Raw genomic sequence first — 17,004 nt, 5'->3', positions numbered from 1 at the left:
AAGGGAAGACCACGGACGATGACGACCGCAGGCCAGACCACAAGCATCAGCGGCCGCACCACGGACACCCTGGGCCGGTTCCTGGTGACCGCACGGGGCAACCACTTCGTCTCCGATGCGCGAACCGGGCCGGGGGAGGCGGTCCAGGCGGGGGAGCTGCTGCTGGCATCGCTCGCGTCCTGCTCCCTGAGCAACATCCAACTCCACGCGCGGGAACGGGCATCGGGTTTGACCGGCGGGCAGGCTCAGGTCAGCTACGAACGCGATCCCGAGGACCCCACCCGGTATGCCCGCATCCGCCTCGAACTGCGGCTGAGCGGCGTCACCCAGGAGGAGGCCGAGGCCTTGACCGGGCTCTTCACCGACAGCTGTCCCATCTACAACACGCTGCGGCGGGGCGGAAACGTCCAGATCGCCGTCCGCACCGAAGCGCCCGCCCCCGCCTCCTCCGTTCCCACGGGACGAGCACCGGCGGTGTGACCTCGCGCGTCAACCTGGAGAGTCCTTCATGGCCGCCGTTCTGTCCGTCTCGGGAAGCCCGTCCGCCGTCTCACGCACGGCTCATCTGCTTCGCCACGTGACGAGTCGACTCACGCGCCACGGCCACGAGGTGGCCACCTTGAACGTCCGGACGCTGCCGGCCGACGCGCTTCTCGGCGCCGACTTCCACCACCCGGCGATCGTCGAGGCGGCGGCCCGGTTCGAGCACGCGGACGGGGTCGTGATCGGCACTCCCGTCTACAAGGCCGCCTACAGCGGTCTGCTGAAGGCCCTACTCGATCTCCTCCCGCAGTACGCACTCGCCGGCAAGACCGTGTTGCCCCTCGCCACCGGCGGCAGCACCGCCCACGTCCTGGCCATCGACTATGCGTTGCGCCCCGTCCTGAGCTCCATGGGGGCCGCGCACATCGTGCAGGGGCGGTTCACTCTGGACAGGGACATCGCCGTCGGTGACGAGCGCGCCGATATCGATCCGGCGGCGGCCGACGCACTGGACCGGGTCACCGACGCCTTCTCAACCGCGCTGCCCGGCCCCGCGAACATCCTTGCCTCTACGGCATGACGCCCGCGCAGATCATGGCCTGCGTTATGGTGCCGCGACCATGCTCGACTGCGACGACCAGGGTGGCCCGGGGACCGGTATCCGCGGGGACCTTCTTACCCGACCTCGGAGGTACCACAGCGATGACGCCGACCGACCCCACGGCTCAGAGCTCCGAAGCGCCCGCCCCGCCACCCGGGTGTCCCGCACATCGAAGCGGCGAGGCCCTGCACGGCGGGGACCATGTCAGCCCTCTCGCCGTGCCCCTGAGCGGCCCCCGCTTCTACAACGAACCCAACCGTCTCTACCAGGAGATGCGCCGCGAACATGGTGCGGTCGCCCCCATCGTGCTCGAGGGCGGCATCCCGGCGTGGCTGGTTCTCGGCTACCGTGAACTGCACCAGGTCACCGCCGACTCCGTGCTCTTCACCCGTGACTCCGAGCTCTGGGACCAGTGGCACCGCGTTCCGGAGGACTGGCCGCTGGCGCCGCTGATCGGCCGTGGGCAGCCGTCCATCCTGTACACGACCGGTGAGCGGCACCGCGTACGGGCCTCGATGATCAGCGACGCGCTGGAGTCGGTCGACCCCTTCGAGATCCGGCAGCACGCCGAGCGACTGGCCGACGAACTGATCGACGGCTTCTGCGCCGAGGGCAGCGCGGACGTCATCGCCCGGTACGCGATGCCCTTCCCGGTGCGTGTCCTGGCGAAGATCTACGGCTTCCCGGACGAGCAGGGTCCCGGACTGGCCGCGGCCGCCATCGACCTGGCCGACGGCGGCGACCTGGCCCAGGCGGCTCAGGTCCACCTCGCCGAGGCCACGGCGGCCCTGATGGCCGAGCGGAAGGCGGGGAACGGACCCCGGGACATCGCCGCCCAACTGGTCGGCAACACCCTCGGCTTCACGGACGAGGAGATCCTCCACGACCTGATCGTGCTGGTCATCGCGGGCCACACCCTGACCGCGGACTGGATCGGCAACACGCTGCGACTGATGTTCACGGACGAACGGTTCGTCATGTCCCTGGCCGGCGGGCGCAAGAGTGTCTCGGAGGCCATGAACGAGGTGCTCTGGGAGGACACCCCCGCCCAGAACGGCGTCGGCCGGTGGGCGTCCCGCGACACCACGCTCGGCAACCGCCGGATCAAGGCGGGCGACATGGTGTGCCTCGGCCTCGCCGCCGCCAACAAGGATCCGCAGATACGCCCCGACGGCACGAGGCTGACCGGCGGCAACAACGCCTTCCTCTCCTTCGGGCACGGCGAGCACCGCTGCCCGGTCGCGGCGCAGGAGATCGCCGAGACCATCGCCCGCACGGCCATCGAGGTGCTGCTCGACCGGCTGCCCGACATCGACCTCGCCATCCCGGCCGAAGAACTCACCCGCCGTCCCTCCCCCTGGGCACGAGGCATGACGACACTGCCCGTGCACTTCACCCCGACGCCGGCGGTGGGCGAGACGGCCCGCTGACCCCACCCTCATCCCACGGCGGTGCAACGGCGCCTGCTCACCGAGCCCAACCACCGCTGACACTCTGGTCCGGCGCCGAGCCGCCATCCCGGGGAAGTCGCCCCACCGGCTCCCGCGAGCCGTCGTCACCCAGCGGTACTACCGGCCCACCATCCGCACCCTCACCGTCGTGGCTCGCCCGTATCCCGCATTTGTCCTGCGGAATCCCGATCGCCGGAATATTCACCTTAGGGCGCAAAGCAGTGTTATGAATGAACTGTGAAGGGGCTTTCCCGTCGAAACCGGCCTTGGCTCCGCCGTCTCGCCACCGGTCCACTGCGAGCAGAATCGGACCCAGGTGCCGGTTCGGGACTCCGCTCCCTGGTGAACCTGGGCAGTGCCGCCGGGCAGGTGTTCGTTGCGCAGGTCATCATCGTGGTGCTGCTGGTCGCGGCCGGGGCACTGGCCCTCGTGCTGTTCGCGCGGCAGTACAGCATGCGCGAGGCCCGGCAGCAGTCGGTGACCGCCGCCGAGGCGTTTGCGAACTCGCCGGGCGTCGTCGCGGCGCTGGACAGCCGGAATCCGACGGCGGTGCTACAGCCACGCGCGGAGGCGGCCCGGCAGCGGGCGGATGTCGACTTCCTCGTCGTCATGAACACGCACGGGATCCGTTATACGCATCCCTTCCCGGGGGCGATCGGGAAGAAGTTCGGGGGGATCATCGGGCCCTCGCTGGCGGGTCGCGTCACCGTTGAGCGAACGCGCGGAGGGCCGCCGCTGCCCGGGGGCAGCGGCCCGGCCATCGAGGCCATTGTCCCGGTCTTCCGCGACAATGGCTCGATCGCCGGCCTGGTCGCGGCGGGGGTCAAGATCCAGAACGTGACCAGACTGGCCCAGCAGCAGCTGCCGATCGTCTTCGGCTCCGGCGCGGGCGCGCTCGCAGCGTCGACGGTCGGCACGATGCTGGTCTCCCGGCGGCTGCGGCGGCAGACGCATGGGCTGGGGCCGACGGAAATGACACGGATGTACGAGCACCATGATGCGGTGCTGCACGCGGTCCGGGAGGGCGTGCTCATCATCGGAGCCGACGGGCGGCTGCTGCTGGTCAACGACGAAGCACGGCGACTGTTCGATCTGCCGACCGACGCGGAGCGCCGGTATGTGCACGACATAGGTCTGGACAGCAAGACGGTGCGGCTGCTGGCGTCGGCAGACCCGGTCACGGATGGGGTGCATCTGGCGGGGACCGGCTGCTCGCGGTGAACAAGCGACCGACCGCCCCCTTCGGCGGACAAGCGGGCAGTGTGGTGACGTTGCGGGACACCACGGAGCTTGCGGCGGTGTCGGGACGGGCGGAACAAGCGGGGGAGCGGCTGAGGCTGCTGTATGACTCCGGGGTGAAGATCGGGACCACACTGGACGTCGTCCGCACCGCACAGGAACTGACAGAAGTGGCGGTGCCACGGTTCGCCGACGTCGTCGCCGTGGATCTTCTGGACGTGGTGGTACAGGGGGAAGAACCGGCCCGGGAGCCGTGGGGGCAGATGCGGCGCACGGCGATCAGCGGTCATCGCGACGGGTTGCCCCTGTATCCGGAGGGTGAGTTGATCACGTTCCGGCCGGGAACACCGCAGGCCCGGGCGCTGGAGACGGGGCGGGCGCTGGTTGAGACGGACCTGCTGGGGACCGGAGAGTGGCGGGAGCAGGATCCCGCCCGGGCCCGAAGGATGCTGGAGTGCGGACTGCATTCCCTGATCGCCGTGCCGTTGCGGGCCAGGGGAGTGGTTGTGGGCATGGTGGACTTCTGGCGCGGGGCCGATTCACCGGCGTTCGTGGAGAGCGATCTTTCGTTCGCGGAGGAGCTGGCGACGAGGGCTGCTGTCTGCATCGACAATGCGCGGCGGTACACGCGGGAGCATGCGATGGCCGTGACGCTTCAGCGCAGTTTGCTGCCGCGAGGGCTGCCACAGCAGAACGCCCTGGAGGTGGCGTGGCGCTACCTGCCCGCGCAGGCCGGGGTCGGCGGGGATTGGTTCGACATCATCCCACTCCCGGGAGCACGCATCGCCCTGGTGGTGGGCGATGTGGTCGGCCACGGTCTGCACGCGGCGGCGACCATGGGACGGCTGCGCACCGCAATCCACAACTTGTCTGCCCTGGACCTGTCGGCCGACGAACTTCTGGGCTACCTGGATGAGCTGGTGGCCCACATGGACACCGACGAAAGCGAAGAAGAGGTCGAGCAGGAGGTCACTGGAGCCACCTGTCTGTACGCGATCTACGACGCGGTCTCCGGAACGTGCACCATCGCCCGCGCCGGCCACCTGGGCCCCGCCCTGGTCCACCCCAACGGCGCCGTCTCGTTCCCCGACACCCCGATCTCACCTCCCCTGGGCCTCGGCGGCAGTCTCCCGGTCGAAACCGCCACCCTGCACCTGCCGGAGGGCAGCCGACTGGCCCTGTTCACCGACGGATTGATCGAGGACCGCCATCGGGACCTCGACACAGGCCTGGAGCTTCTGCGAGACGTCCTTGCCCAAACCCACCGAACCCCGGAACAGACCTGCCAGGCGGCATTTGACGCCCTGCTGCCCGAGCGCCCCACCGACGACGTCGCCCTGCTCGTCGCCCGCACCCGGATCCTGGACCCCGCTCAGGTCCGCGAATGGGACGTTCCCTCCGACCCCGCGGCGGTCTCCCGTATCCGTTCCGAGGTCGCCCACCAGCTGGAGACCTGGGGCCTGGAACAACTGGGCTTCACCACCGAACTGATCACCAGCGAACTGGTCACCAACGCCATCCGGTACGGCACACAACCCATCCGGCTGCGCCTGCTGCACGACCGCACCCTCATCTGCGAGGTCGCGGACGGCTCCAGCACCTCGCCGCACCTGCGCCGGGCGGCCACAACCGACGAGGGCGGGCGAGGCCTGTTCCTGGTCGCCCAGTTCGCCCAGCGCTGGGGGACCCGCTACACGGCCCGCGGCAAAATCATCTGGACCGAACAGTCCTTCCACGACGACGGCGCAGCCCCCACCACCGCGCTGACCGACGCCCTCCTGGACCAATGGGAAGAGTGAACGACCCCCAGCGGCCCCGCTTGGGCGAGGCACCGGTCGGCGGTGACTGTCAGCCGAACCAGGTGGCCTGGAGCACCACGATGCGCTCGCCGCGCACGTCGGTGAGATAGGTGAGCATGAGATGGCCCCGGGCCTCGGTGCGCAGCCCGGGGCTGGAACCGGTGTACGAGGCGCCTTCGAGGAAAACCATGGACTCCCGCACGGCGATCTCCTGCGCCAGCTGCTCGGCCTCGGCGCGTGCCTCGGGTGGCAGCTCATTAAGAAGATCGTCCGGGTCGGCTTCCCAGTGCCAGTCAGCCACCAGCGACCTCTCGGTGCGCAGCCCGTACGATCTCCCCCGCCTCGCGGATGGCGCGGGCCCGCACGTCCGCGTCCTCGCTGTCCATGGCGGCCTCGGCTGCGTGCAGCCGGTCGGCTGTCCGGGGATGCCGTTCGATCTCCACGGTCACCCCCCACTGGCGGTAGAACATCCGGATCGGCACGACACTGTCCTCCTCGCCCGCCCGGATGAACGCCTTCTGCATGTCTTCGAAGAACTCCGGCAAGCGGGAAGGTGCCACTGCGGCCACGGCCTGGCGCAACGCGGGAAGGGTGAGGGCAGGCATGGGGATCAGCGGACCGTCGTTCTCTGTACGTGGCACTGTCATGGTCAGCCCCTTCCCTCGCCCCGTGCAGCTCCCGCGTCAGCCTATCGCTCATCCATATCGCCGGCCGCCGCGCCGGAGATCCCCGTGCCCCGCTGCCCGGTGCCGACGCGCCGTGGACGGCAGGGCAGACTGTCGGCGGGCCACGCGGTGACGAGGCGCGGCGACGAGACCGGGAGGGGACCGATGACCGACACATCCGCCCACCAGCACCCGGAGGCAGCCGGACCGGTACACGTCACCGTGTGGGAGGACGGTGGAGCGGGCCTCCCAGCCGTCGTCCTGGTCCACGGGATCCTCACCTGGGGTGACGACGAGCAATACGGCTTCGCGGCGCAGCGCCCGCTGGCCGACCGGCACCGGCTGCTGGTGATGGACCGCAGAGGTTACGGGCGCAGCCCGGACATCGCGCGCAGCGACTGGTCGATCGATGCCGAGGACATCGTCGGGCTCCTCGGTACCGGGGCCCATCTGGTCGGACACGCGTACGGCGGCGTCAGCGCGATGGCCGCCGCCGTACGCCGTCCCGACCTGGTCCACTCGCTCACCCTGATCCAGCCCGGCGCGCTGCGGCCCGCCGAACGTCACCCGGTCGTCGCCGAGGCGCTGGCACGGGCCCGCGCGGCCACCGCCGCGCTGCCCGCCGACCTCACGCCCCAGGAGTTCCTGAGCGCGGCCACCGCATCGGTCGGCATGGCGACACCGGAGCCGACGCCGGCGCGGCTGCGCGCCGCGGCCGCCTCCATGGCCGAACGCCCCTGCTGGGACGCGGACATCCCACTCGGACCGCTGGCCGAGGCGCCCTTCCCCAAGCTGATGATCTCCGGTGACTGGGACGGGGCGCCCGAGCAGTACCGAAGGTACGCCGGCGAGCCGCTGATCGCCTGCGCCGACCACGTCGCGGCGGCGATCGGGGCCGACCACCTGATCGTCCCCGGCTACTACCCACACACGCAGCAGCCCGAACGAACCAATGCCGCACTGCGGGAGCTATGGGACCACGCCGAGCGAGCGTGACCGCTTCGTGGAACCGCCGGCCGAGAACACGGAGGGCTCGTGATGAACCACAACCTGGCCGCGCTGACGGCCGCGACCGCCACCAAGCCCATCACGCCTACGTCGGCCTCGAGGCGCTGAAGGTACCGGCCTTAAGCGAATCTCGATCGACGCCTTCTCCCGGGCGGCGGTGACGTCAGCGTGGCGCCCGGGGGCGGCCGGGAGCGGACCTGGACCCGCCGGTTCCGCTGCGTCTAGCCTTGGCCACGACCTGACGTCCCATCATGTGGCATGAGCGGGGCCGTCGTCGTGACCTGTCGTGCTGCCTCGGGCCATATGCCAGGGTGCGTACGGCCGGTGACCGCCGCCGCTCGCCCAGGAAGCGCTCCGTCATGACGACCACCCCCTCCACGGCGCCCGACATCCTCTCCCCGGAGTTCGCGGCGGACCCCTACCCCGCCTACCGGACCATGCGCGAGGACTTTCCGCTGATCCACCACCACACGACCGACGGTTACATCATCTCCCGCTATGAGGATGTCGCCCGGGCCTTCAAGGACCCGGTGTTCACCAGCCACAACTACGACTGGCAGATCGAGCCGGTGCACGGCCGGACCATTCTCCAGATGGACGGGCGTGAGCACTCCGTGCGTCGCGCGCTGGTGGCGCCCGCCTTCCGCGGGAAGGACTTACGGGAGAAGTTCCTGCCCGTCATCGAGCGCAACTCCCGGGACCTCATCGACGCCTTCCGGGACGCGTCCGAAGCCGATCTGGTGGGACAGTACGCGACCCGCTTTCCGATCAACGTGATCGTCGACATGCTCGGGCTGGACCGGGCGGACCACGGCCGGTTCCACGTCTGGTACACCTCGATGATCGACTTCCTGGGCAATCTGAGCCAGGACCCCGAGGTCGCGGCGGCGGGGCTGCGCACCCGGGACGAACTCGCCGCCTACATGATCCCGATCATCCGGGACCGGCGCGGCCACCCGGGCGACGACCTGCTCTCCGTCCTGTGCACCGCCGAGATCGACGGCACGCGGATGAGCGACGAGGACATCAAGGCGTTCGTCAGCCTGCTCCTCGCGGCGGGCGGGGAGACGACGGACAAGGCCATCGCCGGTCTCTTCCGCAATCTGCTGGCCCATCCGGAGCAACTGGCGGCCGTGCGCGAGGACCGTACGCTCATCCCGGCGGCCTTCGCCGAGACGCTGCGCTTCACGCCTCCGGTGCACATGATCTTCCGTCAGCCGCGCGAGGACGTGGAGGTGAGCGGTGGCACGATTCCGGCGGGTGCCACCGTCACCTGTCTGATCGGGGCGGCCAACCGTGACGAGGGCCGTTACGCCGATCCCGACACGTTCAACATCTTCCGCGAGGATCTGACGACCGGCAGCGCCTTCTCGGCCGCCGCGGACCATCTGGCCTTCGCGCTCGGGCGGCACTTCTGCGTGGGGGCGCTGCTGGCGAAGACCGAGGTGGAGGTGGGCGTCAACCACCTGCTGGACGCCTTCCCGACGATGGCCTTCGCCGACGGTGAGGCCCCCACCGAGACAGGGGTGTTCACCCGGGGCCCGGGCTCGCTGCGGGTGCGGTTCACCCAGCGGGCCTAGGCGCGGGCCGGGGACGGGAGCTCCGGGACGGCGGCTCCCGGAGCCCTCCGGGTCAGCGGAAGGCCGTGTGCCCGGTCAGTGCCTGGCCGAGGGCGAGGGTATGCATCTCGGATGTGCCCTCGTAGGTGAGGACGGACTCCAGGTTGTTCATGTGGCGGATGACCGGGAATTCGAGGGAGATGCCGTTGGCGCCCAGGATCGTCCTGGCCGTGCGGCAGATCTCGAGTGCTTCCCGTACGTTGTTGAGCTTGCCGAGGCTGATCTGTGCCGGGTGGACACCGTCGGCGGAATCCTTGAGGTCCGCCAGCCGCATGGCGGTCATCGTCGCCTTGTGCAGTTCCAGGGCCATGTCGACCAGCTTCTGCTGGGTGAGCTGGAAGGCCGCCAGGGGCTTGCCGAACTGCTCGCGCCGGGCCGCGTAGTCGGCGGCTGTGCGCCAGGCCGAGCGGGCCGCGCCGGTGACGCCCCAGACGATGCCGTACCGCGCCTCGTTCAGGCAGGTGAGCGGGGCGGAGACGCCCTGGGCCCGGGGCAGCGCCGCGGATACGGGCAACCGGACGGAGTCCAGGACGAGTTCGCTGGTGACACTGGCCCGCAGCGACATCTTGTGCTTGATCTCGGGTGCGGAGAAGCCGGGGGTGTCCGTGGGTACGACGAAGCCGCGGATGCCGTCGTCGGTGCGCGCCCAGACGACGGCGACCGCCGCCACCGAGCCATTGGTGATCCATGTCTTGCGGCCGTCGAGGATCCAGTCGCCGCCCTCGCGCCGGGCGCGCGTGCGCATCGACGAGGGGTCCGAGCCGTGGTCGGGTTCGGTCAGGCCGAAGCAGCCGATGGCCTGGCCCGCCGCCATACGCGGCAGCCACTGGTCCTTCTGCTCCTCGGAGCCGAAGCGGTGGATCGCGAACATGGCCAGGGAGCCCTGTACGGAGACGAAGGAACGCAGCCCCGAGTCGCAGGCCTCCAGCTCACGGCAGGCCACCCCGTACGCCAGGGCGGACATGCCCGCACAGCCGTAGCCGTCGAGATGCATGCCGAGCAGGCCCAGCTCTCCGAAATCGCGGGCGAGGTCGGCCAGGGCGGGGAGCTCGCCCTGTTCGAACCATCCGGCGATATGCGGTTCCACCTTGTCGGCCAGGTAGTGGCGGACGGTGTCGCGGACGGCCCGCTCCGTGTCGGTGAGCAGGGACTCCAGGCCGAGCGGGTCGACCGGGTCGACCGGGTCGAGCGTGGTGGACGGCATGGTCAGGCTCCTCGCTGGTGTGAGCGCTGGTGTGAGTGCGGGGTCGAGTGGTCGAGCAGGCGGGCGATCTCGGCCTCGCCGTAGCCGAGTTCGGCGAGTACGTCGCGGCTGTGCTGGCCGAGCGTGGGCGGGGCGGTGCGCATCGGTGGGCGCTCGCCGCGGAAGGTGACGGGGAAGGCGATCTGCCGCAGCGGTCCGATGGCGGGGTGGTCGACGTGTCGGAGCATGCCCAGCGCCTCGGTCTGTGGGCAGTCGTAGACCTCGTCGAGATGGCGGATGGGGGTGACCGGGACGCCCTCGCTCCCCAGCAGGGCGCACCAGTGGGCCACGGTGTCGTCGACCAGGACGGCCTGGAGCTTGGCGTTGAGGGCGGTGCGGTTCGCCACCCGGTCGCGGTTGGTGGCGAACCGCGGGTCGTCCGCCCATTGCGGGTTGCGGAGCGCCGCGCACAGTCGGCGGAACAACGCGTCGTTGCCGACGGCGATCACGAAGTGTCCGTCGGCGGCCGGGTAGGCCTGGTACGGGACCAGGCTCGGATGGCCGGAGCCCAGGCGCCCGGGGCGTTCCCCGGTCGCGAAGTAGCCGGTGGCCCAGTTGATGTGCAGGGCCAGCTGGGACTCGTACAGCGAGGTGGTGACGTACTGCCCGTGTCCGGTGCGCTCCCGTTCGACGAGCGCGGAGGTCACCCCGATGAGGCCGAAGAGGGCGGCGGACAGGTCCCCCATCGCGTATCCGGCCTTGACGGGCGGGCCGTCCGGCTCGCCCGTGAGCGACATCAGACCGGCCGACGCCTGCGCGATCATGTCGTAGCCGGGTTCGTCGCGCAGCGGTCCGTGGTCGCCGAACGCCGAGATGTGCAGCAGCACCAGGCGCGGGTAGCGGGCGGACAGATCCTCGTAGTCGAAGACGCGCGCGAGGGAGCTGCCGGGGCGGAAATTCTCCACGACCACGTCGGCGGTCGTCAGCAGCCGGTGCACGGCCTCCTGGCCCAGGGGCGACTTCAAGTCCAACGTCACCGAGCGCTTGCCGCGGTTGGCGGCCAAGTAGTACGTCGCGTCGGGGCCGTTGAAGGGCGGGCCCCAGCCGCGCGTGGGGTCGCCGCCGTCGGGGTGCTCGACCTTGATGACGTCGGCACCGAGGTCGGCCAGCGACATCGTCACATACGGTCCGGCCAGGATCTTCGACAGATCGACGACCTTGATCCCGGCGAGCGGGGCGGCCGCGGGCTGCTCAGACACGGGCGGCCTCCGCCGCCTCGTACCCGGCGCCGGGCGCGGGGACCACGGCGAGGGGCACCCGGCCGCCGTCGGCGAGTTCGGCGAGGTGGTCCAGCGCGGTGCGGGGGAGGGCGTCCGGGTTGTCCAGCAGGGCGAGGCATGCGTGGGCGACCAGGAGCTTGCGGCCGTTGCCGGTCGCCTCGGCCTCGTACTCGGCCTGCTCGAAGAGGAGCGTGGCCATGACGGCACGGGCGAGTTCCTCGGCGTACCGGCCGATCCTCATCTCCGCTTCCTCCCCGGGGAGCTCCAGCAGCCGGTCCCCCTTCGCGCGCAGCGCCTTCCAGCGGTCGGCGAGGTGTCCCGCGAAGCGGTCGGTCCCGTAGGTGTCGGCGAGGGTGTGGTGGGCACCCCGGCGGCGCATGCAGCGCAGCACATCGAGCGCGATCACGTTCGACGACCCCTCCCAGATGGAGCCGAGGTGGGCGTCGCGCAGCAGGCGCGGGTTGACCCAGTCCTCGATGTAGCCGTTGCCGCCGCGGATCTCCATCGCCTCGCCGGTGACGGTGCGGGCGCGCTTGCACAGGGAGTACTTGGCGAGCGGGGTGAGGACGCGGATCAGGTCCCGGGCGGTGGTGGACCCGTTGTCGGCCTCGGTCAGACGGGCGGCCGCCTCGAGCACGAGGCCGAGCGCGGCCTCCGCGTCGACGACCATCGGCAGCAGGGTGGCGCGCATCAGGGGCTGCTCGAACAGCGGCTTGCCGAACACCTCGCGGAGGCGGGTGTGGTCGACGGACTCGCGGACGGCGCGTCGCATCAGAGCGGTGGCACGCATGGCGTTGGAGAGCCGGGAGACATTGACCATCTCGGCCATCTGACGGAATCCGCGGGTGAGTTCGCCGACCGGGGTCGCATACGCCTCCTTGAGGGAGACCTCGGCGCTCGCGATGGACCTCGAGCCGAGCTTGTCCTTCAGACGGTCGATACGGATGGCATTGCGGCGGCCGTCCGGGCGCAGCCGCGGGACGAGGAACATGCCGAGCCCGCGCGTGCCCGCGCCCTGGCCGGGGACGCGGGCGAGCGTGAGGATCACATCGGCGGCCGGGTTGGAGGCGAACCACTTCTCGCCCGTGAGCGTCCAGTGGCTGCCGTGGTCGGTGGCGAGGGTCCGGGTCAGGCCGACGTCCGTACCGCCCTGCCGCTCCGTCATGAACATCGCCCCGGTGGCGCGGAGTTCAGGGTCGGTGGAGGACAGCGCGGCGATCTCGTCGGCGTACCGCTCCGGATCGAACAGGCGCAGCACACGGGCGGCGGAGTCGGTCATCGACAGCGGGCACGCCATGCCGAACTCCGACTGCACGTACAGATAGGAGAGCGCGTACTTGACCGGGTGCGGGATCGCGGTGGGCCAGCCGTGGACGCCGGGGCGGTGCGACATCGCGGCGAGGCCGAACCGCTCGTACGCGATCGAGGCAACCCGGTCGTGCGCCGGGTGGTACTCGATCTCGTCGACGCGTTCGCCGTCGGGGGCGTACTGGCGCAGTTTCGGCGGGTTGGCGTCGGCGAGCGCGGCCTGCCGGTCCAGCTCACCGGCGGCGAGCCCGCCGAGCTCGGTGAGCAGCGGCTCCACTCGGGCGCGGTCCTCGGCGGACAGGATCCGGTCGAGCAGTGGGCGCAGGGCGGGGTCCTGATCGGCGTAGTTCACAGATGGGTCTCCTGTGTCGAGTTCACAGCCGGGTCTCCCGTTCCGGGTGAGAGGCGGCTCAGACGGGTGTGGCGGCGCGGGCGGCGACGACCGGGGAAGGTTCTCCGGTGCGGGCCAGCAGCGGCAGCACGCCGAGGAGGGTCACGGCGGTGTAGCCGAGGCCGAGGCCGACGACCGGCCAGATCGAGCCGGAGGCGGTGAGCAGGTACTGGGCGGCGATCGGTGCGGTCCCGGCGAAGAGCGTGGTGCACAGCTGGTACGACAGGGACATTCCGGTGTAGCGGACCTCGACGGGGAACACACGGGCGAGGATGCCCGCCAGCGCCGCGTAGTACATGGCGTGCGGGAAGGTCGCCAGCCCCATCCCGAGGACGGCCAGCCAGAAGTTGCCGGTGGCGCAGAGCACGAACATCAGCGGCAGGACGACGAACTCGGGCACGAGCATCCACAGCACGGCCTTCTTCACCGGCCACTTCCCGGCGAGGACGGCGCCGAAGGGCTGGACCACGACCTGCACCACGAGGGCGAGGGAGATGACGGTCAGAAAGGTGGTGCGGTCGAAGCCGATGTCGGAGGTGGCCCAGGAGAGCGCGAAGGTCGTCTTGATGTAGGTGATCGCGACGCCGGCCGTGCCCGCGAGCACGCCCAGGACGACGAGCAGCGGATAGCGGGTGAGCACGACCTTGATGGGCAGCTTGGCGGTCTGCCCGCGTTCCAGGACGGCCAGCATCTCGGGGGTCTCCGCCAGCCGCAGCCGGATGACCAGGCCGATGGCCACGAGGACGGCGGAGGCGAGGAAGGGGACACGCCAGCCCCAGGATTCGAAGGCGGCGTCCGGAAGCCTGGCGATGGCGAGAAAGGCGAGCGTCGCGAGGAGGTTGCCGACCGGGGAACCCTGCTGGGCGAAGGCTCCGTAGAGCAGCTTCCGCTTCGGCGGGGCGTACTCGGTGGCGATGAGCACCGCGCCGCCCCACTCCCCGCCCATCGCGACGCCCTGGATCATGCGCAGCAGGACGAGGAGGACCGGGGCGGCGGCGCCGATCTGCGCGTATCCGGGCAGCAGTCCGACGCAGAAGGTGGCCGTGCCCATCATGACGAGCGTGGTGATCAGGGCCTTCTTGCGGCCGTGGCGGTCGCCGTAGTGGCCGAAGATCAGGCCGCCGAGGGGGCGGGCGAGGAACCCGACCCAGAAGGTGGCGAACGCGGCCAGTGTGCCGACCGCGGGCGGGACGTCGGCGAAGAAGACCTTGCCGAGGACGAGCGCGGAGGCGGAGCCGTAGATGTAGAAGTCGAACCACTCGATGGTGGTGCCGACGAAGGCGGTGATCCCGGCGCGCCTGGCGTCGCGGGCCGTGGGTGGCCGATCGGCGGGAGTGATGTGCTGCATGACGAGCGTCCTCTCGTAGCGGCAGATCTCGCCACGAGAGCCTGTGGAGGAGAGCGGTGCGGCCGCTCGGCGCCCCATCGCGAGATGGGCATCACTGTGCACCCGCCGTTTCAGAGGTGTCCAAGACCAATTACGCCCATCGGTGAGACGTCATCCATCACAATCGACGGGCCGATCACCGCTGTCCGTGGAAGTCCGCCGGGGTGGGCAGGACCCGGTCGGCGACGCGCAGCACCGCCGCCAGCGCGGCGGACTGGTTGCCCGAGCGCCAGCCCAGCGCGATCGGCAGCACCGGCACATCGTCCCCGGCCAGGGGACGGAAGACGACATGTCCCAGTTGGATGTTGCGCGCCGACTCCACGACCACCGCGAGGCCGACACCCGCGCCGACCAGGGCGAGCATGGTGTACGAATCGGGTGCCTCCTGAGCGATCCGCGGCGTGAACCCCGCCTCGTGGCAGGCCTGCATCATCGCCTCCCGCACCGCGGAGCCGCGAGAGAGCGGGAACGTCACGAACGGCTCCCGCGCCAGCTCGGCGAAGGCCACTTCGGCACGGTCCGCGAGCGGATGGCTGTCCGGCAGCGCCAGCTGAAGCCGCTCCATGCGGACGACCCGCGCGCCGATCCCGCGCCGTACGGGCAGCGCCACGAAGCCGAGGTCCAGCGACCCCTCGGCGATCCGTCCCAGCGCCTCGCCGGCATACGTCTGGCCCTCCAGCACCAACTCGATACCAGGGTGCTCGGAGGTGACGGCACGGGTCAGCACCGGCAGGGCGGAGTAGCTGCTGGCGCCCGCGAAGCCGAGCGTGACGCGGCCGACCTCGCCCAGATGCGCCGCCTGCACGGTCCGTCGCGCGGCCGAGGCCTCGGCCAGCAGCCGCCGGGCGGGCTCCAGCAGCGCCCGCCCGGCGGCGGTGAGCCGCACGGAGCGGGTCGTACGGTCGAACAGCCTGACCCCGAGGTCCCGCTCCAGCAGCCGGATCTGCTGGCTGAGCGGCGACTGGGCGATGTGCAGCCGCTCGGCTGCCCGCCCGAAGTGCAGTTCCTCGGCGACGGCGACGAATCCGGAAAGGTGACGTAGCTCCACACACCCGACCATGCCATCCACACCGCTGCAAGAGAACTGACGCCACATCAAATTGCTGCGGCCGGGACCGGTTCTCGGTGGAATTCATAACACCCCGGGAACACCGGTGTGAAACGAGTGTGAAGAAGGTTTCGGTTGGGCTGTCCCGGCAAGGGGGAGCCCCATGAGTTACCCCCATGACCGCATAGCGGATAACAGTCAGTACAACAGCGATGGAAATCGTCCATACCATGCCGACCCGGCCGGCTATCCCGCCCCCGCCAATCAGCGCCGGGCGGCCAATCGAGGGGGTCTGGGTGCAGACAGGACAGCGCTGGTCATTCACACCGTCGCAGACATTGCCGCGGGTTTTCTGGCGTTGTGGATCCTGCTGTACATGCTCGACGCGAATCAGGCGAATGTCTTCGTCGACTTCGTGCACGGTGTAGCGGACTGGCTCGCCGGCTGGTCGCAGGACATCTTCACGATGGACACGGAATCGGTGCGGGTCTTCTTCAACTACGCACTGCCCGCGGTGATTTACCTGGCGATCGGGCACGGTGCGGCGGCCTGGGTGCGACGGCTCTGACGCCGCAGGCTCGGCGGCCGGTACCCCTCTTCGTGACGAGGGGTGCCGGCCGCCGTCGTGTTCGGGCGGACCATGCGGCTACCAGCGGCGATGCCCCGCGCGGAGGACGTCGGCGCCTGGGGCCGGCAAGGGGCTGGAGGGGGGCGCGGGCGGATAGCGAGTACCCGCCCGCGCCACGCGCCCTGCTGTCCCTGAACCCGGGGGGGACCGGAGATCGACCAGGGAGGGCGCGCGCCGATGACCAATCGGCAGTACTTACAGCGCCGTACCGTAAACGCGTGTTACTCCTGGGCAATTTTCGCCCGGCGCACCCCGTCCGAGCGTGGCCGAGTAACACGATCCGCGCCCCCGGCGCTGTAGGTAATGGAGCCATCGGCACCGCCGTGGAGTGGTGTGTGGAGCCATGTCCCAGCCGCACGCGGAAAATCCCGGAATATCAGCACACGAGAGCCGGAGGCCCACCGAGAGCACGTCCAGATAATGTCCGAAATGCAGAGTGGTCGCAAGGCCTTCACATTCGCAGTCACGGCTGATGGGAAATATCGGCTGTGCGCTTTTCGCTGCCCGCCGTAGTTGTGTATCGAATTGGAAACACTCCGAGGTGCATGCCCTCCGCCATTTGCGTTTCAGTCGGGTGAGGAATGCACACTGTCGGGCATGCACCCAAGGACAGACAGCAGAAACGCCGACTACGCGCACCCCGGTGGATGGGGAAACACCGCGCCGGGCGCCGACGGCCCGTACCCACCGGATGACTTCCCGTACGAGGGGCACGGTGGCGGGCACCGCGGCAGACCGCACCGCCGCCGTGGCAGGACGGTCGTACGCGTCCTGGTCGCCGTGGTCCTGGTTCTGCTGGTCGTCTCGGTGGCGACGTACTTCTGGGCCGACTCCCAGCTGCGCAAGGAAGTCGACCTCAGCAAGGTGGTCGACCGCCCCGGCACGGGGGGTGCCTCTATGTCTTCCGTCAAGGC

13 protein-coding genes and 2 pseudogenes are annotated in these 17,004 nt (G+C 70.1%); 8 read left to right on the top strand and 7 right to left on the bottom strand.

The window, feature by feature from the left end:
• The first annotated feature begins 18 nt into the window (after positions 1 to 18).
• From IEJ02_RS40740 to IEJ02_RS40725, 4 genes and pseudogenes are all read left to right on the top strand, one after another.
• On the top strand, positions 19 to 480 hold the full coding sequence (locus tag IEJ02_RS40740) for an OsmC family protein (protein ID WP_164427348.1): 462 nt from the start codon (positions 19 to 21) through the stop codon (positions 478 to 480).
• Between the two features lie 28 nt (positions 481 to 508).
• Positions 509 to 1,063, top strand: a complete 555-nt coding sequence (gene ssuE, locus IEJ02_RS40735) for an NADPH-dependent FMN reductase (protein ID WP_191069383.1) — start codon at positions 509 to 511, stop codon at positions 1,061 to 1,063.
• A gap of 122 nt (positions 1,064 to 1,185) precedes the next feature.
• Positions 1,186 to 2,514, top strand: a complete 1,329-nt coding sequence (locus IEJ02_RS40730; protein ID WP_223865273.1) for a cytochrome P450 — start codon at positions 1,186 to 1,188, stop codon at positions 2,512 to 2,514.
• A 474-nt stretch (positions 2,515 to 2,988) separates the two neighbouring features.
• A pseudogene (locus IEJ02_RS40725) lies at positions 2,989 to 5,573 on the top strand (SpoIIE family protein phosphatase).
• Between the two features lie 49 nt (positions 5,574 to 5,622).
• Here IEJ02_RS40725 and IEJ02_RS40720 read toward each other — a convergent pair.
• Positions 5,623 to 5,874, bottom strand: a complete 252-nt coding sequence (locus IEJ02_RS40720; protein WP_191069382.1) for a hypothetical protein — start codon at positions 5,872 to 5,874, stop codon at positions 5,623 to 5,625.
• Entirely contained in the window at positions 5,867 to 6,220 is a 354-nt protein-coding gene (locus IEJ02_RS40715; RefSeq protein ID WP_182473155.1) for a hypothetical protein, read from the bottom strand. Before IEJ02_RS40715 ends, IEJ02_RS40720 begins: the two co-directional genes overlap by 8 nt.
• A 183-nt stretch (positions 6,221 to 6,403) precedes the next feature.
• On the opposite strand from IEJ02_RS40715, the gene IEJ02_RS40710 reads away from it, so the two are divergent.
• Together IEJ02_RS40710 and IEJ02_RS40705 are read left to right on the top strand one after the other, a co-directional pair.
• Positions 6,404 to 7,234 (top strand): alpha/beta fold hydrolase, encoded by an 831-nt coding sequence (locus IEJ02_RS40710; RefSeq protein WP_164427344.1) that lies wholly within the window; start codon positions 6,404 to 6,406, stop codon positions 7,232 to 7,234.
• Positions 7,235 to 7,605: 371 nt separating this feature from the next.
• Positions 7,606 to 8,826: a cytochrome P450 gene (locus tag IEJ02_RS40705; protein ID WP_191069381.1), complete on the top strand. Its 1,221-nt coding sequence runs from the start codon at positions 7,606 to 7,608 to the stop codon at positions 8,824 to 8,826.
• Positions 8,827 to 8,878: 52 nt separating this feature from the next.
• On the opposite strand, the gene IEJ02_RS40700 is transcribed toward IEJ02_RS40705, so the two are convergent.
• From IEJ02_RS40700 to IEJ02_RS40680, 5 genes are all read right to left on the bottom strand, one after another.
• Positions 8,879 to 10,069, bottom strand: coding sequence for an acyl-CoA dehydrogenase family protein (locus IEJ02_RS40700; RefSeq protein WP_191069380.1), 1,191 nt, complete (start codon positions 10,067 to 10,069; stop codon positions 8,879 to 8,881).
• A 2-nt stretch (positions 10,070 to 10,071) separates the two neighbouring features.
• Complete coding sequence (locus IEJ02_RS40695) at positions 10,072 to 11,307, bottom strand: CaiB/BaiF CoA transferase family protein (RefSeq protein WP_164427337.1); 1,236 nt, start codon at positions 11,305 to 11,307, stop codon at positions 10,072 to 10,074.
• Positions 11,300 to 12,988 carry an acyl-CoA dehydrogenase family protein gene (locus IEJ02_RS40690; protein ID WP_191069379.1) on the bottom strand — a complete coding sequence of 563 codons (1,689 nt, stop codon included), beginning with the start codon at positions 12,986 to 12,988 and terminating at the stop codon, positions 11,300 to 11,302. The genes IEJ02_RS40695 and IEJ02_RS40690 overlap by 8 nt, the downstream gene beginning before the upstream one ends.
• 58 nt (positions 12,989 to 13,046) lie before the next feature.
• Positions 13,047 to 14,375: an MFS transporter gene (locus IEJ02_RS40685; protein ID WP_191069378.1), complete on the bottom strand. Its 1,329-nt coding sequence runs from the start codon at positions 14,373 to 14,375 to the stop codon at positions 13,047 to 13,049.
• Positions 14,376 to 14,550: 175 nt separating this feature from the next.
• The gene (locus tag IEJ02_RS40680; protein ID WP_164427331.1) at positions 14,551 to 15,462 is read right to left on the bottom strand and encodes a LysR substrate-binding domain-containing protein; all 912 of its coding nucleotides are present in this window, start codon (positions 15,460 to 15,462) and stop codon (positions 14,551 to 14,553) included.
• A gap of 163 nt (positions 15,463 to 15,625) precedes the next feature.
• Here IEJ02_RS40680 and IEJ02_RS49385 point away from each other — a divergent pair, with 163 nt between their 5' ends.
• Together IEJ02_RS49385 and IEJ02_RS40670 are read left to right on the top strand one after the other, a co-directional pair.
• Entirely contained in the window at positions 15,626 to 16,030 is a 405-nt protein-coding gene (locus IEJ02_RS49385; RefSeq protein ID WP_223865272.1) for a hypothetical protein, read from the top strand.
• 657 nt (positions 16,031 to 16,687) lie between these two features.
• A pseudogene (locus tag IEJ02_RS40670) lies at positions 16,688 to 17,004 on the top strand (hypothetical protein); the annotation flags it as partial.

This window comes from Streptomyces sp. 5-10 (assembly GCF_014712245.1).
Classification (GTDB): domain Bacteria; phylum Actinomycetota; class Actinomycetes; order Streptomycetales; family Streptomycetaceae; genus Streptomyces; species Streptomyces violaceusniger.
The sequence above is the reverse complement of the archived record's forward strand: the minus strand, read 5'-3'. Positions and strand labels throughout refer to the sequence as shown.